Origin of the sequence: Cuneatibacter sp. NSJ-177 (assembly GCF_022867805.1) — a bacterium.
GTDB lineage: Bacteria > Bacillota > Clostridia > Lachnospirales > Lachnospiraceae > Pseudolachnospira.
This window is the reverse complement of record NZ_JALIFO010000001.1, coordinates 577,315-593,286: the sequence shown is the minus strand read 5'-3', so window position 1 is coordinate 593,286 and position 15,972 is coordinate 577,315. Positions and strand designations below refer to the sequence as shown.

General features: G+C 52.3%; 18 protein-coding genes and 1 tRNA gene. 2 read left to right on the top strand and 17 right to left on the bottom strand.

Annotated features, from left to right (window positions below):
• The 3 genes from nifU to MUB23_RS02660 are packed head-to-tail and all read right to left on the bottom strand — an operon-like array spanning nucleotide 1 to nucleotide 2,115.
• Complete coding sequence (gene nifU / locus MUB23_RS02670; protein WP_244798642.1) at nucleotides 1-438, bottom strand: Fe-S cluster assembly scaffold protein NifU; 438 nt, start codon at nucleotides 436-438, stop codon at nucleotides 1-3.
• Between the two features lie 15 nt (nucleotides 439-453).
• A complete protein-coding gene (gene nifS / locus MUB23_RS02665; RefSeq protein ID WP_244798641.1) occupies nucleotides 454-1,632 on the bottom strand; it encodes a cysteine desulfurase NifS in 1,179 nt (392 codons plus the stop codon).
• A 51-nt stretch (nucleotides 1,633-1,683) separates the two neighbouring features.
• A complete protein-coding gene (locus tag MUB23_RS02660; RefSeq protein WP_244798640.1) occupies nucleotides 1,684-2,115 on the bottom strand; it encodes an RrF2 family transcriptional regulator in 432 nt (143 codons plus the stop codon).
• 145 nt (nucleotides 2,116-2,260) lie between these two features.
• Here MUB23_RS02660 and MUB23_RS02655 point away from each other — a divergent pair, with 145 nt between their 5' ends.
• Nucleotides 2,261-3,766, top strand: coding sequence for a putative polysaccharide biosynthesis protein (locus MUB23_RS02655; protein WP_244798639.1), 1,506 nt, complete (start codon nucleotides 2,261-2,263; stop codon nucleotides 3,764-3,766).
• 138 nt (nucleotides 3,767-3,904) lie between these two features.
• Here the strand turns inward: MUB23_RS02655 and metA are convergent, their stop codons facing one another.
• The 11 genes from metA to MUB23_RS02600 all read right to left on the bottom strand — a co-directional run bounded on the left by metA (nucleotide 3,905) and on the right by MUB23_RS02600 (nucleotide 14,441).
• Complete coding sequence (metA, locus tag MUB23_RS02650) at nucleotides 3,905-4,831, bottom strand: homoserine O-acetyltransferase MetA (protein ID WP_244798638.1); 927 nt, start codon at nucleotides 4,829-4,831, stop codon at nucleotides 3,905-3,907.
• Nucleotides 4,821-5,504 carry a UDP-N-acetylglucosamine pyrophosphorylase gene (locus tag MUB23_RS02645; RefSeq protein ID WP_244798637.1) on the bottom strand — a complete coding sequence of 228 codons (684 nt, stop codon included), beginning with the start codon at nucleotides 5,502-5,504 and terminating at the stop codon, nucleotides 4,821-4,823. Before MUB23_RS02645 ends, metA begins: the two co-directional genes overlap by 11 nt.
• Before the next feature lie 163 nt (nucleotides 5,505-5,667).
• Entirely contained in the window at nucleotides 5,668-6,081 is a 414-nt protein-coding gene (locus tag MUB23_RS02640) for a DUF6465 family protein (protein WP_244798636.1), read from the bottom strand.
• A 261-nt stretch (nucleotides 6,082-6,342) separates the two neighbouring features.
• A complete protein-coding gene (locus tag MUB23_RS02635) occupies nucleotides 6,343-8,394 on the bottom strand; it encodes a DNA topoisomerase (protein ID WP_244798635.1) in 2,052 nt (683 codons plus the stop codon).
• Complete coding sequence (asd, locus tag MUB23_RS02630; RefSeq protein ID WP_244798634.1) at nucleotides 8,391-9,476, bottom strand: aspartate-semialdehyde dehydrogenase; 1,086 nt, start codon at nucleotides 9,474-9,476, stop codon at nucleotides 8,391-8,393. The genes MUB23_RS02635 and asd overlap by 4 nt, the downstream gene beginning before the upstream one ends.
• 216 nt (nucleotides 9,477-9,692) lie before the next feature.
• A complete protein-coding gene (locus MUB23_RS02625) occupies nucleotides 9,693-10,328 on the bottom strand; it encodes an ATP-binding cassette domain-containing protein (RefSeq protein WP_244798633.1) in 636 nt (211 codons plus the stop codon).
• A 15-nt stretch (nucleotides 10,329-10,343) separates the two neighbouring features.
• Nucleotides 10,344-11,129 carry an ABC transporter permease gene (locus tag MUB23_RS02620; RefSeq protein ID WP_244798632.1) on the bottom strand — a complete coding sequence of 262 codons (786 nt, stop codon included), beginning with the start codon at nucleotides 11,127-11,129 and terminating at the stop codon, nucleotides 10,344-10,346.
• 93 nt (nucleotides 11,130-11,222) lie between these two features.
• Nucleotides 11,223-12,329 (bottom strand): ABC transporter substrate-binding protein, encoded by a 1,107-nt coding sequence (locus MUB23_RS02615; RefSeq protein ID WP_244798631.1) that lies wholly within the window; start codon nucleotides 12,327-12,329, stop codon nucleotides 11,223-11,225.
• A 31-nt stretch (nucleotides 12,330-12,360) separates the two neighbouring features.
• On the bottom strand, nucleotides 12,361-12,666 hold the full coding sequence (locus MUB23_RS02610; protein ID WP_244798630.1) for a TM1266 family iron-only hydrogenase system putative regulator: 306 nt from the start codon (nucleotides 12,664-12,666) through the stop codon (nucleotides 12,361-12,363).
• Between the two features lie 235 nt (nucleotides 12,667-12,901).
• Entirely contained in the window at nucleotides 12,902-13,690 is a 789-nt protein-coding gene (locus MUB23_RS02605; protein ID WP_244798629.1) for an ABC transporter permease, read from the bottom strand.
• Nucleotides 13,683-14,441, bottom strand: coding sequence for an ABC transporter ATP-binding protein (locus MUB23_RS02600; RefSeq protein ID WP_244798628.1), 759 nt, complete (start codon nucleotides 14,439-14,441; stop codon nucleotides 13,683-13,685). Before MUB23_RS02600 ends, MUB23_RS02605 begins: the two co-directional genes overlap by 8 nt.
• Nucleotides 14,442-14,657: 216 nt before the next feature.
• Between MUB23_RS02600 and MUB23_RS02595 the strand changes: the two genes are divergently transcribed.
• A tRNA-Thr gene (locus MUB23_RS02595) sits at nucleotides 14,658-14,730 on the top strand.
• Nucleotides 14,731-15,164: 434 nt separating this feature from the next.
• Here the strand turns inward: MUB23_RS02595 and MUB23_RS02590 are convergent.
• Genes MUB23_RS02590 through MUB23_RS02580 form a run of 3 tightly spaced genes read right to left on the bottom strand, consistent with a single transcriptional unit; the run spans nucleotide 15,165 to nucleotide 15,895 of the window.
• Nucleotides 15,165-15,413 (bottom strand): hypothetical protein, encoded by a 249-nt coding sequence (locus MUB23_RS02590; protein ID WP_244798627.1) that lies wholly within the window; start codon nucleotides 15,411-15,413, stop codon nucleotides 15,165-15,167.
• Nucleotides 15,410-15,646 (bottom strand): hypothetical protein, encoded by a 237-nt coding sequence (locus MUB23_RS02585; protein WP_244798626.1) that lies wholly within the window; start codon nucleotides 15,644-15,646, stop codon nucleotides 15,410-15,412. The genes MUB23_RS02590 and MUB23_RS02585 overlap by 4 nt, the downstream gene beginning before the upstream one ends.
• A gap of 15 nt (nucleotides 15,647-15,661) precedes the next feature.
• Nucleotides 15,662-15,895: a hypothetical protein gene (locus MUB23_RS02580; protein WP_244798625.1), complete on the bottom strand. Its 234-nt coding sequence runs from the start codon at nucleotides 15,893-15,895 to the stop codon at nucleotides 15,662-15,664.
• Between the last annotated feature and the right edge of the window lie 77 nt (nucleotides 15,896-15,972).

Genomic DNA, 15,972 nt, shown 5'->3' with positions numbered 1-15,972 from the left:
TCAATATTCCTCTTCTTCCTCGTGTTCGCTGATATCGTTGACCGGCTTTTCGAGTCCTGGAATTTCGATCTGATGCTTCTCAGCGTAATCCCAGAGCGCCGCATGGATCGCTTCTTCCGCCAGTAAAGAACAGTGCACCTTAACCGGCGGCAGGCCGTCCAATGCCTCCATCACGGCTTTGTTGGTCACTTGGAGCGCTTCAAAGATGGTCTTTCCCTTGACCAGTTCCGTGGCCATGCTGCTGGTCGCCACCGCGGCCCCGCAGCCAAAGGTTTTAAATTTCACATCCTGGATAATCTGATTTTCATCGACATCCAGATAGATTCTCATAATATCGCCGCATTTGGCATTGCCAACCGTTCCTACGCCGCTGGGATTTTCCAGCTCGCCCACATTCCGCGGGTTCTGGAAATGGTCCATCACCTTTTCACTGTACATTTTGCTTCCTCCGTTTTATTTCTTCCTCATAAAATCCTCATAGAGCGGCGACATTTCTCTCAGCCGTCCTACGATTCCCTTCAACTTTTCAATCACGAAATCAATTTCTTCCTTTGTATTTTCCTCGCCGAGTGTCAGACGAAGAGATCCGTGGGCAATCTCGTGGGGCAGCCCGATGGCCATCAGTACATGGGAAGGATCCAGGGATCCGGTGGTACATGCCGACCCGCTGGAAGCGCAGATTCCTTCCATGTCCAACATGATCAGCAGAGACTCGCCCTCCACAAACTGAAAACTAAAATTCACATTGCCGGGCAGGCGTTTTCTGCGGTCTCCGTTCAGCCGGGTGAACGGAATCTCCTGAAGAACCCGGTCGATCAGATAGTCCCTTAAAGCAGTCACATTCCGCTCCGTCTCTTCCCTCTGCGCCATGGCGGATTCCACCGCTTTGCCCAGACCAACAATGCCCGGAACATTCTCGGTGCCAGCCCGGCGCTTCCGCTCCTGGGCGCCGCCGTGAATAAAGGAACGGATTTTTACGCCCTTTCGGATATACAGAAAACCGATTCCCTTAGGGCCGCCCAGCTTATGGCCGCTGGCGCTCAGCATGTCGATATGGTATTCGTCGACGTTGATGGCAAGGTGCGCGAAAGCCTGCACGGCGTCTGTATGAAACAGGATCTTCTTTTCCTTTGCAATCTCTCCGATCTCCTTGACCGGCTGAACCGTCCCGATCTCATTGTTGGCAAACATAATGCTGATCAGAATGGTGTCCGGACGGATCGCTTTTCTCACTGCTTCCGGGGATACCAAGCCCTTTTCATCCACGTCCAGATAAGTCACGGCATACCCCTGTTTTTCCAGCCATTCGCAGGTATGGAGAATCGCATGGTGCTCGATTTTCGACGTGATGATGTGGCCGCCTTTGGCGCCGTATGCTTCCGCAGCCGCTTTTAACGCCCAGTTGTCGGACTCGCTTCCTCCGGCCGTAAAATAAATCTCCTCCGGCTTTGCGCCCAAAGCATTCGCCACGGTCTCCCGTGCACTGTCGATCGCCTTCTTGCTCTCCGTCCCAATTCCATAGATGGAAGAAGCATTTCCGTATTTTTCGGAGAAATAGGGAAGCATGGCTTCCAGGGCTTCCGGCCTCGTGGCGGTTGTCGCCGCATGATCCAAATAAATGACTGAGTTCATTGTTTTCTCATCCTTTCTGACGGCACCGGCTCTGGCAGCCTTGCCGTTTCTTTATTCTATGCCCAGACAATCTTTGCTTTGATTTTTCAGTGTCTCCAGGGAAATTCCGTCCACCGCGGATTCAATGCTGTCGCCAATGATCTTCCATACGCCTTTGGCCACGCATACGGTCTCATTCCCGCAGCTCTCTCCTTCGCCGATCCCCGGACATTCCACCGGGTAGAGGCTCCCCTCCAGGGCCCTCAGGATGTCCCCCACGGAGATCTCCGACGCCGGCCGCGCCAGCCGGTAGCCCCCGGTGGCTCCCCGCACGCTCTCCACCAGACCGGCCCGCTTCAACCGGCTGATCAGCTGCTCCAGATATCCGTCGGAAACGCCTTGCCGCTCTGCGATGCTGTGAATGGACACCGGGCCGTCTTCACTGTAAACGGCCAAATCTACAATTGCCCGCAGGCCATATCGTCCCTTCGTCGTAATTTTCATCGTTTCCTCCTGACGAATTTCTTTTTGGTAAATTCCAACTCTTTTAATTCCCACTAATTTACTATGTTTTATGGTTACAGGATAACACTTCTAATCTTCTCTGTCAAGCCATAAATTATAATAATTTTCTTTCCAGGCGGTATCTATGAAACGGCAGGCACATCCTATTATTACAGGCACTTTGATCCTGACGGCCACCGGGTTTTTATCCCGCATTTTGGGCTTTTTTTACCGTATCTATCTCTCCAACCTGATCGGCGCCGAGGGAATGGGCATTTACCAGCTGATCGCTCCGGTCACCGGCGTCTGCTTTGCCCTTTGCTGCGGGCCCATCCAGACCGCCATCTCCCGCTTTGTAGCCCAATCTCTCGCCACCGGTCATCTCAAAGACGGACGGAGCCAATTCTCCGCCGGTCTGTATTTGTCCGAGGCCATCGCGGTTTTACTGGCGGGACTGATTTATGTCAAAGCGGATTTCCTGGCAGCCGCACTTCTCGGAGAGCCCCGAACCGCTGATTTGCTTCGTCTGCTGGCGCTTTCCCTTCCTATCACCGCCGCCCACTCCGCAATCAACGGATATTATTACGGCAAAAAAAAGACCGAGGTTCCCTCCTTAAGCCAGCTGGCGGAACAGCTGGTGCGGGTCGGCGTCGTCTGCCTGATCGCAAATTATTATCTGGCTCAGGGGAAGGAGCTGACCGTCACCATCGCCGCCCTGGGTCTGATCGTCGGGGAAATGGCGTCCCTCCTGGTATCTTTTTTAGCAATCCGAGTGACGTTCTTCCATGAAGATCTGCTCTTTGAAGATCTTTCGGCCACCGCCTCCCTGCACAAATCGGGAGCGCTCCGAAACATTCTGCTGCTGGCAACACCTCTTGCCGCCAACCGGCTGATTCTCGGCGTACTTCAAAGCATCGAGGCCATTCAAATTCCAAACCGGCTGCAGATGAGCGGTCTAACTTCCGCCGACGCCCTCAGTGTATACGGGGTGCTGACCGGAATGTCTTTGCCCTTTATCCTATTTCCCTCGGCTTTGACCAACTCGGTATCGGTCATGCTGCTGCCTTCGGTGGCAGAAGCGCAGTCCGTCAGCGATACCGATAAAATCAGTCGTACCACAGAGCTTTCCATCGGTTACAGTGTTTATCTTGGAATCCTCTGCACCGGAATTTTCGTAGCCTGGGGCGGCGAGATGGGTTCTCTTTTGTTTCAAAACTCCGACGCCGGCACCTACATCACAATCCTTGGATGGCTCTGCCCCTTCCTCTATCTGGCCACCACGGCCGGCAGTATCTTAAATGGGATGGGAAAAACCGCAGCGACCTTTGTGCAGAACCTGGCCGGGCTTTCGATCCGCCTGGCGTTTGTGTTCCTTTTGATTCCCCGCTACGGAATTCTGGCCTATCTCTGGGGCATGCTGGCCTCCCAGCTTCTGGTGGCCGGTCTGCACACCTTCACCCTGTATCGGATGATCCCTTTTTCCTTCTCGGCATTTTACCGGGTCCTGCGCCCCATGGCCGCCATTGCGATTGCCGTCCGAATCACCAAACATATGCTGCCCCTAAGCGGATTGCCCGGATTGGTGGCAGGCTGTCTTTTAATCTGTGTCTTCTACCTGCTGTTTTTGCTGGCAACCAAGTGGGCGAAATAAAGGCGTCATGTGGTTCAAAACTATGGCAAGAACAAAAAAATAAGGACATTCCTATCAATGCCCTTATCTTCGTATGGAATGGTAGAAACGGAACGTTCCTAACCGGTGTCTCAAAATCTCACCACAACAAACTGAAACCTAGCTGTTCCAAGGCGTCCCATAAAGATCATAAGGCGTCGTCTGATACACATAGTAGTTCAGCCAATTTGTATAAAGCGTATTCGCATGGATCCGCCAGGTCAGCGACGGCCTGTTTTCGGGATTTCCTTCCGGATAATAGTTTTCCGGCACTTCCGGATTTAAACCGGCTGCCATATCCCGGCGGTATTCTTTATCCAGCGTCATCCGGTCATACTCCGGATGGCCCATGATGAAAATTTGATTCCCCGCCTTATTCTGGATCAGATAAGCGCCGGCCTCGTAGGATTTTGCCAGGATTACCAGATCTTTCTCTTTCTGAATCTCCTCCAGCGGCACCGTGGTATTTCTGGAATGGGGCACTTTGAAGAAATCATCGAAACCGCGGGTCAGAGGCATCTCTCTGGTCAAAATATGGTGTTTGTAGATACCGGAGAGCTTCTGCGTCAGCAGGACCTTGTCCAGCCCGTAATGGTAGTAAAGCCCGGCCTGGGCTCCCCAACAGACATGGATCGTCGAGGTCACATGGCTTTTGCTCCACTCCATAATGGAGCAGAGCTCTCCCCAATAATCCACCTGTTCAAAAGGAATCATCTCCACCGGAGCGCCGGTGATAATCATTCCGTCAAACTTCTTGTCCTTGACATCGTCAAAGACAACATAGAATTTATTGAGGTGAACCGACGACGTATTTTTGGACTGATGGCTGGACGTGTGCATCAGTGTGATGTCCACCTGCAGAGGCGTATTGGACAAGGCGCGGAACAGCTGCGTCTCCGTGTCCTGTTTGATCGGCATCAGGTTCAGGATTAAAATCTGAAGAGGACGGATATCCTGGGACATCGCGCGGGATTCGTCCATGACAAATATATTTTCCTGTTCCAGCTCCCCTCTGGCCGGCAGATCATTCTGTATTTTAATCGGCATGCAGTTCCTCCTTCGTCCTCAGCGCCACGATCTCCCCGGCTCTTTTATAAATGGACTTTGCCGGCACAACGCCGCGCACCATAGAAAGCGGGTAGACTCTGGCCCCCCGTCCAATCACTGATCCGGGATTCAGTACGGAATTACAGCCGATATCTGCCCAGTCGCCAAGCATTGCGCCCATCTTTCTGAGGCCGGTTGCGAATTCTTCGCCGTCGCCGTGGATCACAACATTGGCTTTGTCCGCCTTGATATTGGAAGTGATGGAACCAGCCCCCAGATGAGCGTGATAGCCTAAAATCGAATCCCCGACATAGTTATAGTGGGGTACCTGCACCTCGTCAAACAGGATCACATTTTTCAGTTCGGTGGAATTTCCAACCACAGCCCCAGCGCCAATCAGAGCGCTGCCGCGGACAAATGCGCAATGGCGGACCTGAGCGCCTTTCCCGACAATGACCGCATCCCCCAGATAAGCGGTAGGCGCTACCTCAGCATCCTTTGCCACCCACACATGCTCGGAAATCTCCGTATATTCTTCCTTGGGAAGCTGCGGACCGAGTTCCAGAATAAATGCTTTAATCTTGCCGAGCGCCTCGTGGGGGTATTCGGTCTTCTCCAACAACGGTTTTGCCAACGTGTGGCTCAAATCAAATAAATCCTTCGTCTTATCCATATGAAATCCTTCCTTCACCGAAAAACGGGCGGAGTTAGAAGGCTCCGCCCGCACCGGCTTTTGCTATCAGAACTTTTTTCATCTTACCGCATTTTTTTAAAGAATGCAAGTAAGAATAGAAGCATTCAGTCTCCGCCCCACACGGGACAAAAGAAACGAAAATTCAGTCGGACAAAGAAACGCTTTTCCCTTCTGCTTTCCCGTTGATCACATAATATGCGGCATTTTCTTCGGGTTTGATGTATAGCTGAACGGTGCGGATATTGGAAACTCGGTGTCCCTCCGCAGCATATGCCTGCTTCACCTTATCCATCACATCCTGCACGACGATTTCCGTGCCTCCGTACTGTACAAAAATCTCCTGCTCTGCCCCGGCTGTCTGTTTCTTTCCCCGATTCGGCGTCTTTTTATCCGGCCTCTTATCCTCAATCGCTTTGATGGTACCGTCTTTTGTCCCAATCGCTTTCGCCCTGGACGCCTTGGTTCCGATGGCTTTCGGCTCCGTCTTTTTCGTCTCAATCGCCTCCGGACGGGAAGCGTTTTCCGCCTCTTTCGCTATTTCCTTTTCTTTTGCCATTGCGAATCCTCCTTTTCCGAATCAGCTATCTTTTTTTATTATACTCCGTAACCATTTCCTTGACAAGAGGTTCAGCCTTACGGATCCCGTTTTATACCAGGAAACAGAGCGGGATGCCCCCTCTCCCGGCACTTTATCCTAATTTTATGATCGCGCGCTGCTTTTCATAACTTGCAAGCTTATCCATTTACACCGCCGCTTGCCGGGACTTTCACATTTAATGAGAAAAGGCGGGAAAACCGTCCCGCCACAATTCTCCGTCTAAGATTCACTTTTCGCAGCAGCCGGCGTCTTTTTCTTGTAGAAATCTTCCACCTCCTGGTAAGCCCCGAAAATTTGGGAGCTCCGGTTGGTCTGCAGCACCGCCGCCGTCCGCCTTTGGATGAAGTCCTCCAGCTTTTTCATGTATTCATCCCCGGTAATCGTCCCCTCGGCCACCAGGTTCAGCCCCTTTTCCCAACTGGCCGTCAGCTCCGGGTTCAGGAGAGAACGAATAGAACAATTCACCGTATCGAACACCACCTCGCCGAGAAGCGTCGGCGTGATGATCTGTGTTTTTTTTGCCAGAGACAGATATTTGATCGTCACTAATTTTTTTAATATCTCGGCCCGTGTCGCCGAGGTTCCAATCCCACTGCTTTTGATCTGTGCGCGCAGCTCCTCGTCCTCGATCAGCTGGCCCGCGTTTTCCATGGCCAAAATCATGGAACCCGACGTATACCGCTTGGGCGGGGAGGTTTCCCCTTCTTTTACGGACAGCTCCTCCACCGGGAAAACGGCTCCCTTTTTCAGCTCGGAAAGAATTCGGAGAAATTCCGGATCATTTTTGACATCGGTTTCTTCCTCCGCGCCCTCCTTGCCATCCTCGCTTTCTTTGTCTTCCTTTTTCTTTGCGCTGTAGACGCCGGTCACCTTCATGTAACCTTCATCGGTCAAAACCCGGAAGCCCGCAAAGAAATGCTCGTCCTTCCGCACAAGCTCCAGCTTATATTTCAGATAAACTGCAGGCGGGAAAAAAATGCTTAAAAAACGCCGCACCACCATCTCATAGACCTTAACGGCCGTCGGAGCCAGCTTGCCCAGCCCCCCGATTCCCTGTCCGGTCGGGATGATGGCATAGTGATCCGTGATCTGTTTATCGTTGGTGTAGCGGGATTTCCCGATCCCTTTATGAAGCCCTTGATCCAATATTTCCCCGGCAAATCCACGGACGCCGGGAATTGCTTTCAAGCCGGCAATATTTTTCCCGATTTCCTTGGCGATCGCCGTCGACAGCACCCTGGCATCCGTACGGGGATAGGTCACCAATTTTTTCTCATAAAGCTCCTGGACAATTTTCAAAGTCTCATCCGGGCTCAGTTTCAGGGCTTTGGAGCAAACATTTTGCAGTTCGGCCAGGTTAAACAGCAGCGGCGGATTTTTCTTTTCCGTCTTCTTTTCGATCTTTTGGAGCACCATGGTTATCGGCTCCGGCAAGGAAAGTTCCCCAATCAGCTGCTCCGCCCGCTCCCGCTCTTTAAACCCATTGTCTTTATAAAGGTAGGGCATCTGAAAATGCCTGCTGCCCTCCACTGCCTTCCACTCCGCGTCAAAGGAATGACCCTCGGCATCCAGCTTGGCCAGCACCCGGTAAAAGGGGGTTTTTACGAAATTGCGGATCTCGCGCTCCCGGCGCACCACCATCCCCAGAACGCAGGTCATCACCCGGCCCACGGAAAGCACGGTCCGGTCCTTTTTCATAAAGCTGGAGATCGTATTGCCGTATTTCACCGTCAGCAGCCGGGAGAAATTGATTCCCATCAGGTAATCTTCCTTGGCCCGCAGGTAGGCGGAGGAGGCCAGATTATCGTATTCCGAAAGGTCTTTGGCTTCCCGGATTCCGCGGAGGATCTCCTCCTCGGTCTGAGAATCAATCCAAACTCTTTTGCGCGCTTTTCCTTTGACCCCTGCCATCTGTTCCACCAGGCGGTAGATGTATTCCCCTTCCCGCCCCGAATCGGTACAGACATAGATCGTGTCGATGTCTTTTCGGTTCAGAAGTTTTTTAACAATCTGAAACTGCTTGTTGACCGAGCCGATCACCTCATACTTAAATTCCTCAGGCAAAAAAGGCAGAGTTTCCAGACTCCACCTTTTCAGCTTCGGGTCGTAGGCGTCGGGATAGCTCATGGTGATCAGGTGGCCGACACACCAGGTGACGACCGCCTCCTCACTCTCCAGATATCCGTCTCCGCGGACCATATTCAATTTCAGTGCCTTGGCAAACTCCTGCGCAACGCTGGGTTTTTCGGCAATGTATAACTTTTTTGTCATTTTTTCGTGATATATCCCTGTGCCTTTAAGAGTTCCGCAATCAGAACTGCTCCGCCGGCCGCTCCGCGCAGCGTATTGTGGGACAGGCCGACAAACTTGTAATCATAGACAATATCCTCGCGCAGACGTCCTGCAAATACGGCCATGCCGCCCTCAACATCCCGGTCCAGTCTCGGCTGCGGGCGGTCGCAATCTTCAAAATAGTGGATAAACTGCTTCGGCGCGCTGGGCAGGTTCAGCTCCTGGGGCAGCCCCTTAAAGTTGGCCCAGCGATCTAAAATCTCCTCAATAGCAGGCTTTTTCTCAAAGGACATGAAAACCGCCGCCGTGTGACCATTGCTGACCGGCACACGCAGACACTGGGAAGTGATGATCGGGGACTCTGCCTTCACGATCGCGCCGTTCTCAATTTTGCCCCAGAGACGCAGAGGCTCCTGCTCGCTCTTTGCCTCCTCGCCGCCGATATACGGAATCACATTATCCAGGATCTCCGGCCAATCCTCAAAGGTCTTTCCTGCGCCGGAAATTGCCTGGTAGGTCGTCGCTACCACGACCTTCGGAACAAATTCCATCAAAGCATGCAGCATCGGGGTATAGCTCTGGATCGAGCAGTTGGGTTTTACAACGATAAAACCTTTTTCCGTTCCCAGGCGCTTTTTCTGGTAAGGGATCACGTCCAAATGTCCAGGGTTGATTTCCGGCACCACCATCGGAACGTCCGGAGTCCAGCGATGGGCGCTGTTGTTGGAAACGACCGGAGTCTCCGTTTTGGCGTATGCTTCTTCGATGGCGCGGATCTCGTCTTTCGTCATGTCTACGGCGCTGAAGACCATATCCACCTCGGATGCGACGGCCTCCACCTCGTTGACATTTCTCACAACCATCTTTTTGACTTTCTCAGGCATCGGAAGATCCAGCTTCCAACGGCCGCCGATGGCCTCCTCGTAGGTCTTTCCCGCCGAACGGGGGCTGGCCGCCAGCGATACGATCTCAAACCAAGGATGGTCCGCCAGCAGCGTGATGAAACGCTGTCCTACCATCCCGGTTGCACCTAAAATGCCGACTCTCAGTTTCTCACTCATGGTATCCACCTCATATTATCCGGAAAATTTTTCTCTATGCTACCACATTCCGACAGAAAAAGCAAGTGAACCGCTGCGATTTCCGTCTCTTTCCTCGTACTTTCTTCGTATAAGAATCAAGCATTCCCATATATCTTTCCCTTCCCATGGCAAAGCGTTCTAGATCGAAAACGCAGGCCTCCTCTCATCACTCCAGACTTCACCGGATCTGCTTTCCTAATGCTGAACTTCATCCGACCTGCATATCAATGCAGAACTTGATTCCGCTGTTTTCCCTGTTTTCGTTCCCGGCGGCGGCTCGATCCGAAGAATACCGGCGCCCAATGCGCGGGCCTCTTCCTCCTGATGCGTGGCGACGATCAACAGACGTCCATTTCGATGGCGAAGCACAAAACTTATCACCTGCTCCTTCGTCTTTTCATCCAGACCGGTAAACGGCTCATCCATCAGCAGAACCTCTGCATGCGCCGCCATAGCCCGCGCCACCGCGATCCGGCGGCGCATCCCGCCGGAAAGCTCTCTCACCGGCTGACTCAGACTGTCTGCCGGAAGAATTTCCCGCAGCAGTTCTTCCGCTTCTCTTCTCTCGCAGACCAGCTGCAAATTCTTCACCGCTGAAATCCCCTCGCAGAGCCGATTCTCCTGGAAAACAACGCCGAACCGGGCGCCGGGTGGCAGAAGAATCCGCCCGCAATCCGGTTTTTCCAGCCCGCAGATCAAACGCAGCAGCGTTGTCTTTCCAACACCGGAAGGTCCCATCAGGCACCAGCAGCCATCCGAAAACTCAGCGGAAAACTCTTGCAAAACGGTTTTTCCGTCAAATGCTTTTGTCACACGCTCCACTTGTATCATCGACATTCTCCTGTGCTATAAGCCCTTTCCGCTCTTTCTTCGTTTTCCGCCATCCGGAACAGACCCGCCTTCCCGCAAGAGAATTCTGCCCAGCGCCAGCAAAAGCTTTTCGCAGAAATAGCTCAATGCCAAAACAACCGCCGTCCAGGCAAATAAATCCGCCGTTTCCAAATATATCTTCGCGTTGTAAAGCTGTTCTCCAATCGAAAACGCCGGCACTCCGATTACTTCCGCCGCCACGCCTGCTTTCCAGCTCATCCCCACCGCTAACCGGCAGGCATTCAGGAAAAACGGCGCCGCCGCCGGGCGGTACAGATACCAAAACCGTTTCATTCCCCGAATACGGAATATATCTGCCATTTCTAAAAGCTGCGGATCCACGCTTTTTAGTCCTGTCTGGGTATTTAAGGCGATTACCGGCAGGGCCACCACAAAGACGATCAGCACGGAAAGCCGGGAGGATCCCATCCAAATCAAAGCCAGAATCACAAACGAAGCCACCGGCACGGTTTTCATCAGTGAAATCACCGGTGACAGGAGTTCCCCCAAAAAAGAAAAACGATAGGAAAGGCCCCCGATCAGTATCCCAAAAGCCAGCGCAAGGCAAAAACCGCTGCCGATTTTTCCCAAGGAAACGCCGATCGTTTTCCAAAATGCAGCCGTGGGAACCAAACGGGAAAGTGCTTCCGCCACCTCCACCGGCCCGGAAAAAACCAGGGAATTATCCATGAAAAAGCTGACTGCCTGCCAGACAGCCAGCCAAAAAAACAGGATAAAAATTTTTTTCAGGCCTTTCCTCATCCGCTTTCCTTTCTATCCGATCCCATGCCGCCCCTGAGGGGAAAATCCCCCTCAGGATCCTAACCGCCTGCCATTTCCGAGACAAGTGGATACTTAGCGGAGGCCGGTCAGATACATTTCTGTGCTGGGCACCTCTCCGCCTACCGAAGCGGGGTTTTGCTCATAGAGCGCCTGGAGATAGCCTGCCAGCGCCTGAATCATATCTTTTCCATCCAAATAGGTAATCCCGCACTTCGGGATGGCTTTCTCCGCGATCGGAGCCTTTGCCACAATTCCCAGATCAGCAATCATCTGGGCCGCCTCCGCAGGATGTTCATTGGTGTAGGCAGCCGATTTCTCATGCTCTTCCATAAAACGGATCACTACGTCGGAGTGCTCCTCCAAAAATTCATTGCGCACAATCGTAACGCCCGTGACAAGAGAACTCGGCGTCTCGCTGTCCTTCTGCGCCGCCGTCCATTCCTCGCCCAAGTCCAGGACCACCTTCAAGTTTTCATTTTGCGAGCAGGCTACCGTCACAAAAGGCTGAGGCAGCAGGCCGATGGCGGATGTATCCTGGGCCAGTACGGAAACCACCTCGGTGGCTTCGGATTTATACTCCAGCGTGACATCCTCGGCGCTGAGCCCATTGGCTTTCAAGAGATACTGGAGCACATAATCCGGAGTCGTTCCTTTGCCGGTCAGGTAAACGGTCTTGCCCTTCAGATCCGAGACCGACTGAATCGAATCGCCGCTTGCCACCACATACAGGACGCTCAGGGTGTTCACATCAATCACGGAAATATTGGTGGTCTTATTGTAGAGAATTGCCGCCACATTGGCCGGAACCAGCGCGATGTCCAATTCTTTATTGGCGATCGCGGCAGTTAAGGCATCCGCTGCGTTCTCCATCTGAAAATACATATCCGGATTGTTCTGCATCATGGAAACCAGGCCCATGGAGGTCGGTCCCTTCAAAGAACCGATGCGCACCACCGCATCTTCCGGCGCAATGGTTTCCGCCGCTGTCGCCGCTTCCGTGGGTGCAGCGGTCGTAGCTGCCGCCGTGGTTTCCGCCGCCGTCGTAGGCGCTGCCGTTGCCGCCGCAGTCGTGGGCTCCGCCGTTGTGGCCGCTGTGGTTCCTTCCTTGCTCGTGCCACAGCCGGCCAAAAGGCCCGCAGCCATGGTCAACGCCAGGCAAAATGCCGTCACTTTTTTCATCTCGTATCCTCCTTCAATCACTTTGCCGGAATCAGACCTTGTCCAATCCGGCGCTGCTTCCTCCGTGAGTTTCCTGATTCTCTTTTGCGGACTGGGAACTGGAATAGATGGTTTTCGTCTGCACGCCGGGCAGCATCCCCAGCTTGCCGGATAAGGCGCTGATCACCGGTCCCGGCGCTTCCACCGCTACGCTGATGATCGAAATTCCCTTCTCCCGGTGAGGAATCCCCATTCTGCCCAGAATATACTCTCCATACTGATGCAGAACCTCATTGATCCTTGCCGCGGACGACAAATCCTCTACCATAATCCCGACCAGCGCGATCCTCTTTTCCATCTTTCTTCCCTCCCCCTGCCCTCTCACAAAAGAAAAAGCCGCTGTCCGGGGAAAACCCGGCGCTCCAAAAGGAGACAGCCAGGCCCATGTCCGAAACAACGGCCTCTGTCATTCTGCTTTTGTTCCCGCCTTTTCTCTCAGGACGAACCTTCGAGGGTCAGTACGCTCAATGTCCGGCCGCATTCCGCCAGCCAGTGACAAAAGTATAACAAACATTCCCCCGAATTGCAAGTCTTTAAGAAAATTTCCGTTCCAGGATCCCGATGATCTTGTACAGAAGAGCAGAACCAATGCAGAGAATTACGATGGATAGAATTACATAATCCATCTTGAACACCTGGGAACCGTAGATAATCAGATATCCCAGTCCTGCGCGGGCTGCCAGGAATTCACCGATGATTACGCCCACCAGGCAGAGCCCGATATTGACTTTCATGGTGCTGACTAAAAGCGGCACGGAGTTTGGAATCATTACTTTCGTCATCACATCCCGGCTGGTTCCGCCCAGGGATAAGATTAATTTTATCTTGTCTTCGTCCACTTCTTTGAATCCGGTCAACAGTGTGATAATGGATCCAAATACGGCAATGGAAATGGCAGCGACAATGATGGTCTTCATATTGTTGCCAAGCCAGACGATCAGCACCGGGGCCAGCGCCGACTTCGGCAAACTGTTCAGCATGACCAAATAGGGTTCTAAGATCTCGGCCGCCAGCGTACATTTCCATAAAACCATGGCGATCAGCAGGCTTAAAACCGTCACCAGCAAAAAACTGACCAAGGTTTCCGCCAGTGTAATACCAATGTGCAGAAAGATACTCCCATCCCCTGCCATGGTCACAAAGGTTGAAACGAGACGGCTGGGGCTGCTGAAAATAAAGTCATTCAGCCACCCCAGACGCACCGTTCCCTCCCAGAGTACGAGAAACAAAATCAAAATCATCCACCGGCCAGTCCGGATGTTTCTTTTGTGGCGGGCGGCATCGCTCAAAAACTGCTGCTGAGCAGCAGATAATTTATCCATGCTCCCGTACCTCCTTCCAAATCTGCTGAAAATACGAAGAAAATTCCGGCGCATTCCGGCGCTCCAGTGGAGATAGACGGCTTCCGTCTGCCTCCGCCGAGAACGAAATCGGCAGAATTTTCTTGATTCGGGCCGGCCGGTGCGACAGGATAATCACCCGGCTTCCTAAGCTGATGGCCTCCGACAGGTCATGGGTGACCAGCAGCGCCGTCTTTCCTTCTCTCCGGATAATAGATCCGATATCATCTCCGACCTCCAGCCTCGTCTGGTAATCCAGCGCCGAGAAGGGCTCATCCAGAAGCAAAAGTTCCGGCTCCATCGCCAGCGTCCGAATCAGGGCCGCCCTCTGCCGCATGCCGCCGGAAAGCGAGGACGGGTAAGAATCTGCAAAATCGGCCAGACCATAGGTGGCCAGCATTGTTCTCACCCGCTCCTCATTCTTTTCGTTCAGCTGATGCGCCATTTCCAGCCCCAGCACGGTATTGCGGTAGACCGTCCGCCATTCCAGCAAATGATCTTTCTGTAGCATATATCCAATTCGTGCGCCATTTATCAAAATCTCTCCCTGTTCCGGCTTGAGCAGACCGCAGATCAGGGAGAGCAGCGTCGATTTTCCACACCCGGAGGGGCCGACAATCGCGACAAATTCTCCGGGCTGTATGGAAAAGCTGATGTTTTGGAGCGTTTCCGTTTCGCCGCCCAAGCTATGGTAAGAATACCCAACCCGGCGCAGCTCTAATACGGGTTCCATACAATTCCTCCTTATCACGAGTATAATCCAGTGTATGCTGCGAAAAAAAAGAGGTCACGGAATCAGACAGGCAAGGCGATGTTTTCTTTTTCAAAAATATGGACGATTGGGGCCAGGATTTGTCAACCACTTTTTTCTTAAAAAGTGGTTGACAAATCCTGGGGAATCATGTAATATGATTGTCGTGACCAAAATCCGAAATAAGATTTTGGATAGGCTTCCTTGGCTCAGCTGGTAGAGCGACGCATTCGTAATGCGTAGGTCGCCGGTTCGAATCCGGCAGGAAGCTGATAGCCCGAAAATCGCGCGTATACGTTGGTTTTCGGGTTTTTTGTTGCATAAAATTAGCCCCCAGAAACGGGGGCATTTTAGGCGTTTGGTGTTTATTGAAAATTGTTTCAAGTTTTCCGTCCATGTAAATGATTGGCAGAAGGTCATTTTCTCTCACGCGCGGAGCCAGTTCCTTTGTCCGGTATGTAGCCGGTCGGGAAGCCACCAGGATTTCCGGTTTTATTTAACCGGGGGGCTGTTCTCCTGACTTTCATGCTTCCCTCACGCTTCATAGCACTTTCTGCTTTCAAAATTACGATATCGCAAGGGCAGGCCCGGCAGTATTGGCGCACGCCGGGCGGCCCCATTGGCAGTACAACCTTGACATTTCTTAACATATCAGTGCAGACAAAAATATCTGGGTAGCCCTGTCTACATGATTTTATGATCGAATCAGGCCTCTTTCTTTTCCATTTGAGAGGCAATAGCTCTTAACCCCCTTAAATGCCCTACATCGTACAAACACAGGATGCACCCGATCAAACTGACTTTCTCCCATTCAGCGTCTGTCACTCTCTTATAATCCTGCGAATCTGCTGCCCTGCGGAATAGCTCCGTTATCTCATAGAGCTGCTCTAAACGAGCCTTGCTTAATTTCCCGGCACTTTGCATAAGTTGTTGAAATAATTCAGCTTTCTTCATACGGTCGCCTTCCGCTTTCTTTCAATCGCCAGACGACACAGTTCATTTGCGTATGTAGCGGCCCATTCTGACAGCCCTAATCGCTTTGTCTCCTCAATCCAAGCTATTTGCAGTTCCCTGATCTCCATTACTGTCAGCTGTTCCATTTCTCGCATTGCTTCAAGTGCTACGGCGGTCAGCCCGCCGCTTACCTGATCCGGAGTTTCGACCTCCTGATTCCTGTTCTCAACCATGCTTTCCAACCTCCTTTATTCCATTTCTGCCAGGATCCCGCAGGCTGCACTTGCCAATTCTCCCACCCGAAAAATATAATCGTGGGCAATATCGCATTGCACCCGCGCCCGATCATGGAACTTTAAAATGGCCGCCTCGTCCGTGATATTGAAATAGTCCTCCACCAATGACAGGATGGGGATCCAGGCCCGCTCCTGCATGTTCTGAAGCTCTGCGATAATGTCCCGCAGTTTATTTACTTTATCCATGCGGTTCTCCTTTACAAGAGGGCAGCCGACATGGTATAATCAAACTGCCCTTTAAACTACAGGTTTGTGGGTATTTG

Coding starts and splice junctions, on each gene's coding strand:
- MUB23_RS02585 (WP_244798626.1), bottom strand. CDS start 15,646: ATGGTTGAGAACAGGAATCAGGAGGTCGAAACTCCGGATCAGGTAAGC.
- MUB23_RS02580 (WP_244798625.1), bottom strand. CDS start 15,895: ATGGATAAAGTAAATAAACTGCGGGACATTATCGCAGAGCTTCAGAAC.
- metA (WP_244798638.1), bottom strand. CDS start 4,831: ATGCCGATTAAAATACAGAATGATCTGCCGGCCAGAGGGGAGCTGGAA.
- nifS (WP_244798641.1), bottom strand. CDS start 1,632: ATGAACTCAGTCATTTATTTGGATCATGCGGCGACAACCGCCACGAGG.
- nifU (WP_244798642.1), bottom strand. CDS start 438: ATGTACAGTGAAAAGGTGATGGACCATTTCCAGAACCCGCGGAATGTG.
- MUB23_RS02600 (WP_244798628.1), bottom strand. CDS start 14,441: ATGGAACCCGTATTAGAGCTGCGCCGGGTTGGGTATTCTTACCATAGC.
- asd (WP_244798634.1), bottom strand. CDS start 9,476: ATGAGTGAGAAACTGAGAGTCGGCATTTTAGGTGCAACCGGGATGGTA.
- MUB23_RS02605 (WP_244798629.1), bottom strand. CDS start 13,690: ATGGATAAATTATCTGCTGCTCAGCAGCAGTTTTTGAGCGATGCCGCC.
- MUB23_RS02610 (WP_244798630.1), bottom strand. CDS start 12,666: ATGGAAAAGAGGATCGCGCTGGTCGGGATTATGGTAGAGGATTTGTCG.
- MUB23_RS02590 (WP_244798627.1), bottom strand. CDS start 15,413: ATGAAGAAAGCTGAATTATTTCAACAACTTATGCAAAGTGCCGGGAAA.
- MUB23_RS02625 (WP_244798633.1), bottom strand. CDS start 10,328: ATGATACAAGTGGAGCGTGTGACAAAAGCATTTGACGGAAAAACCGTT.
- MUB23_RS02655 (WP_244798639.1), top strand. CDS start 2,261: ATGAAACGGCAGGCACATCCTATTATTACAGGCACTTTGATCCTGACG.
- MUB23_RS02640 (WP_244798636.1), bottom strand. CDS start 6,081: ATGGCAAAAGAAAAGGAAATAGCGAAAGAGGCGGAAAACGCTTCCCGT.
- MUB23_RS02620 (WP_244798632.1), bottom strand. CDS start 11,129: ATGAGGAAAGGCCTGAAAAAAATTTTTATCCTGTTTTTTTGGCTGGCT.
- MUB23_RS02635 (WP_244798635.1), bottom strand. CDS start 8,394: ATGACAAAAAAGTTATACATTGCCGAAAAACCCAGCGTTGCGCAGGAG.
- MUB23_RS02615 (WP_244798631.1), bottom strand. CDS start 12,329: ATGAAAAAAGTGACGGCATTTTGCCTGGCGTTGACCATGGCTGCGGGC.
- MUB23_RS02645 (WP_244798637.1), bottom strand. CDS start 5,504: ATGGATAAGACGAAGGATTTATTTGATTTGAGCCACACGTTGGCAAAA.
- MUB23_RS02660 (WP_244798640.1), bottom strand. CDS start 2,115: ATGAAAATTACGACGAAGGGACGATATGGCCTGCGGGCAATTGTAGAT.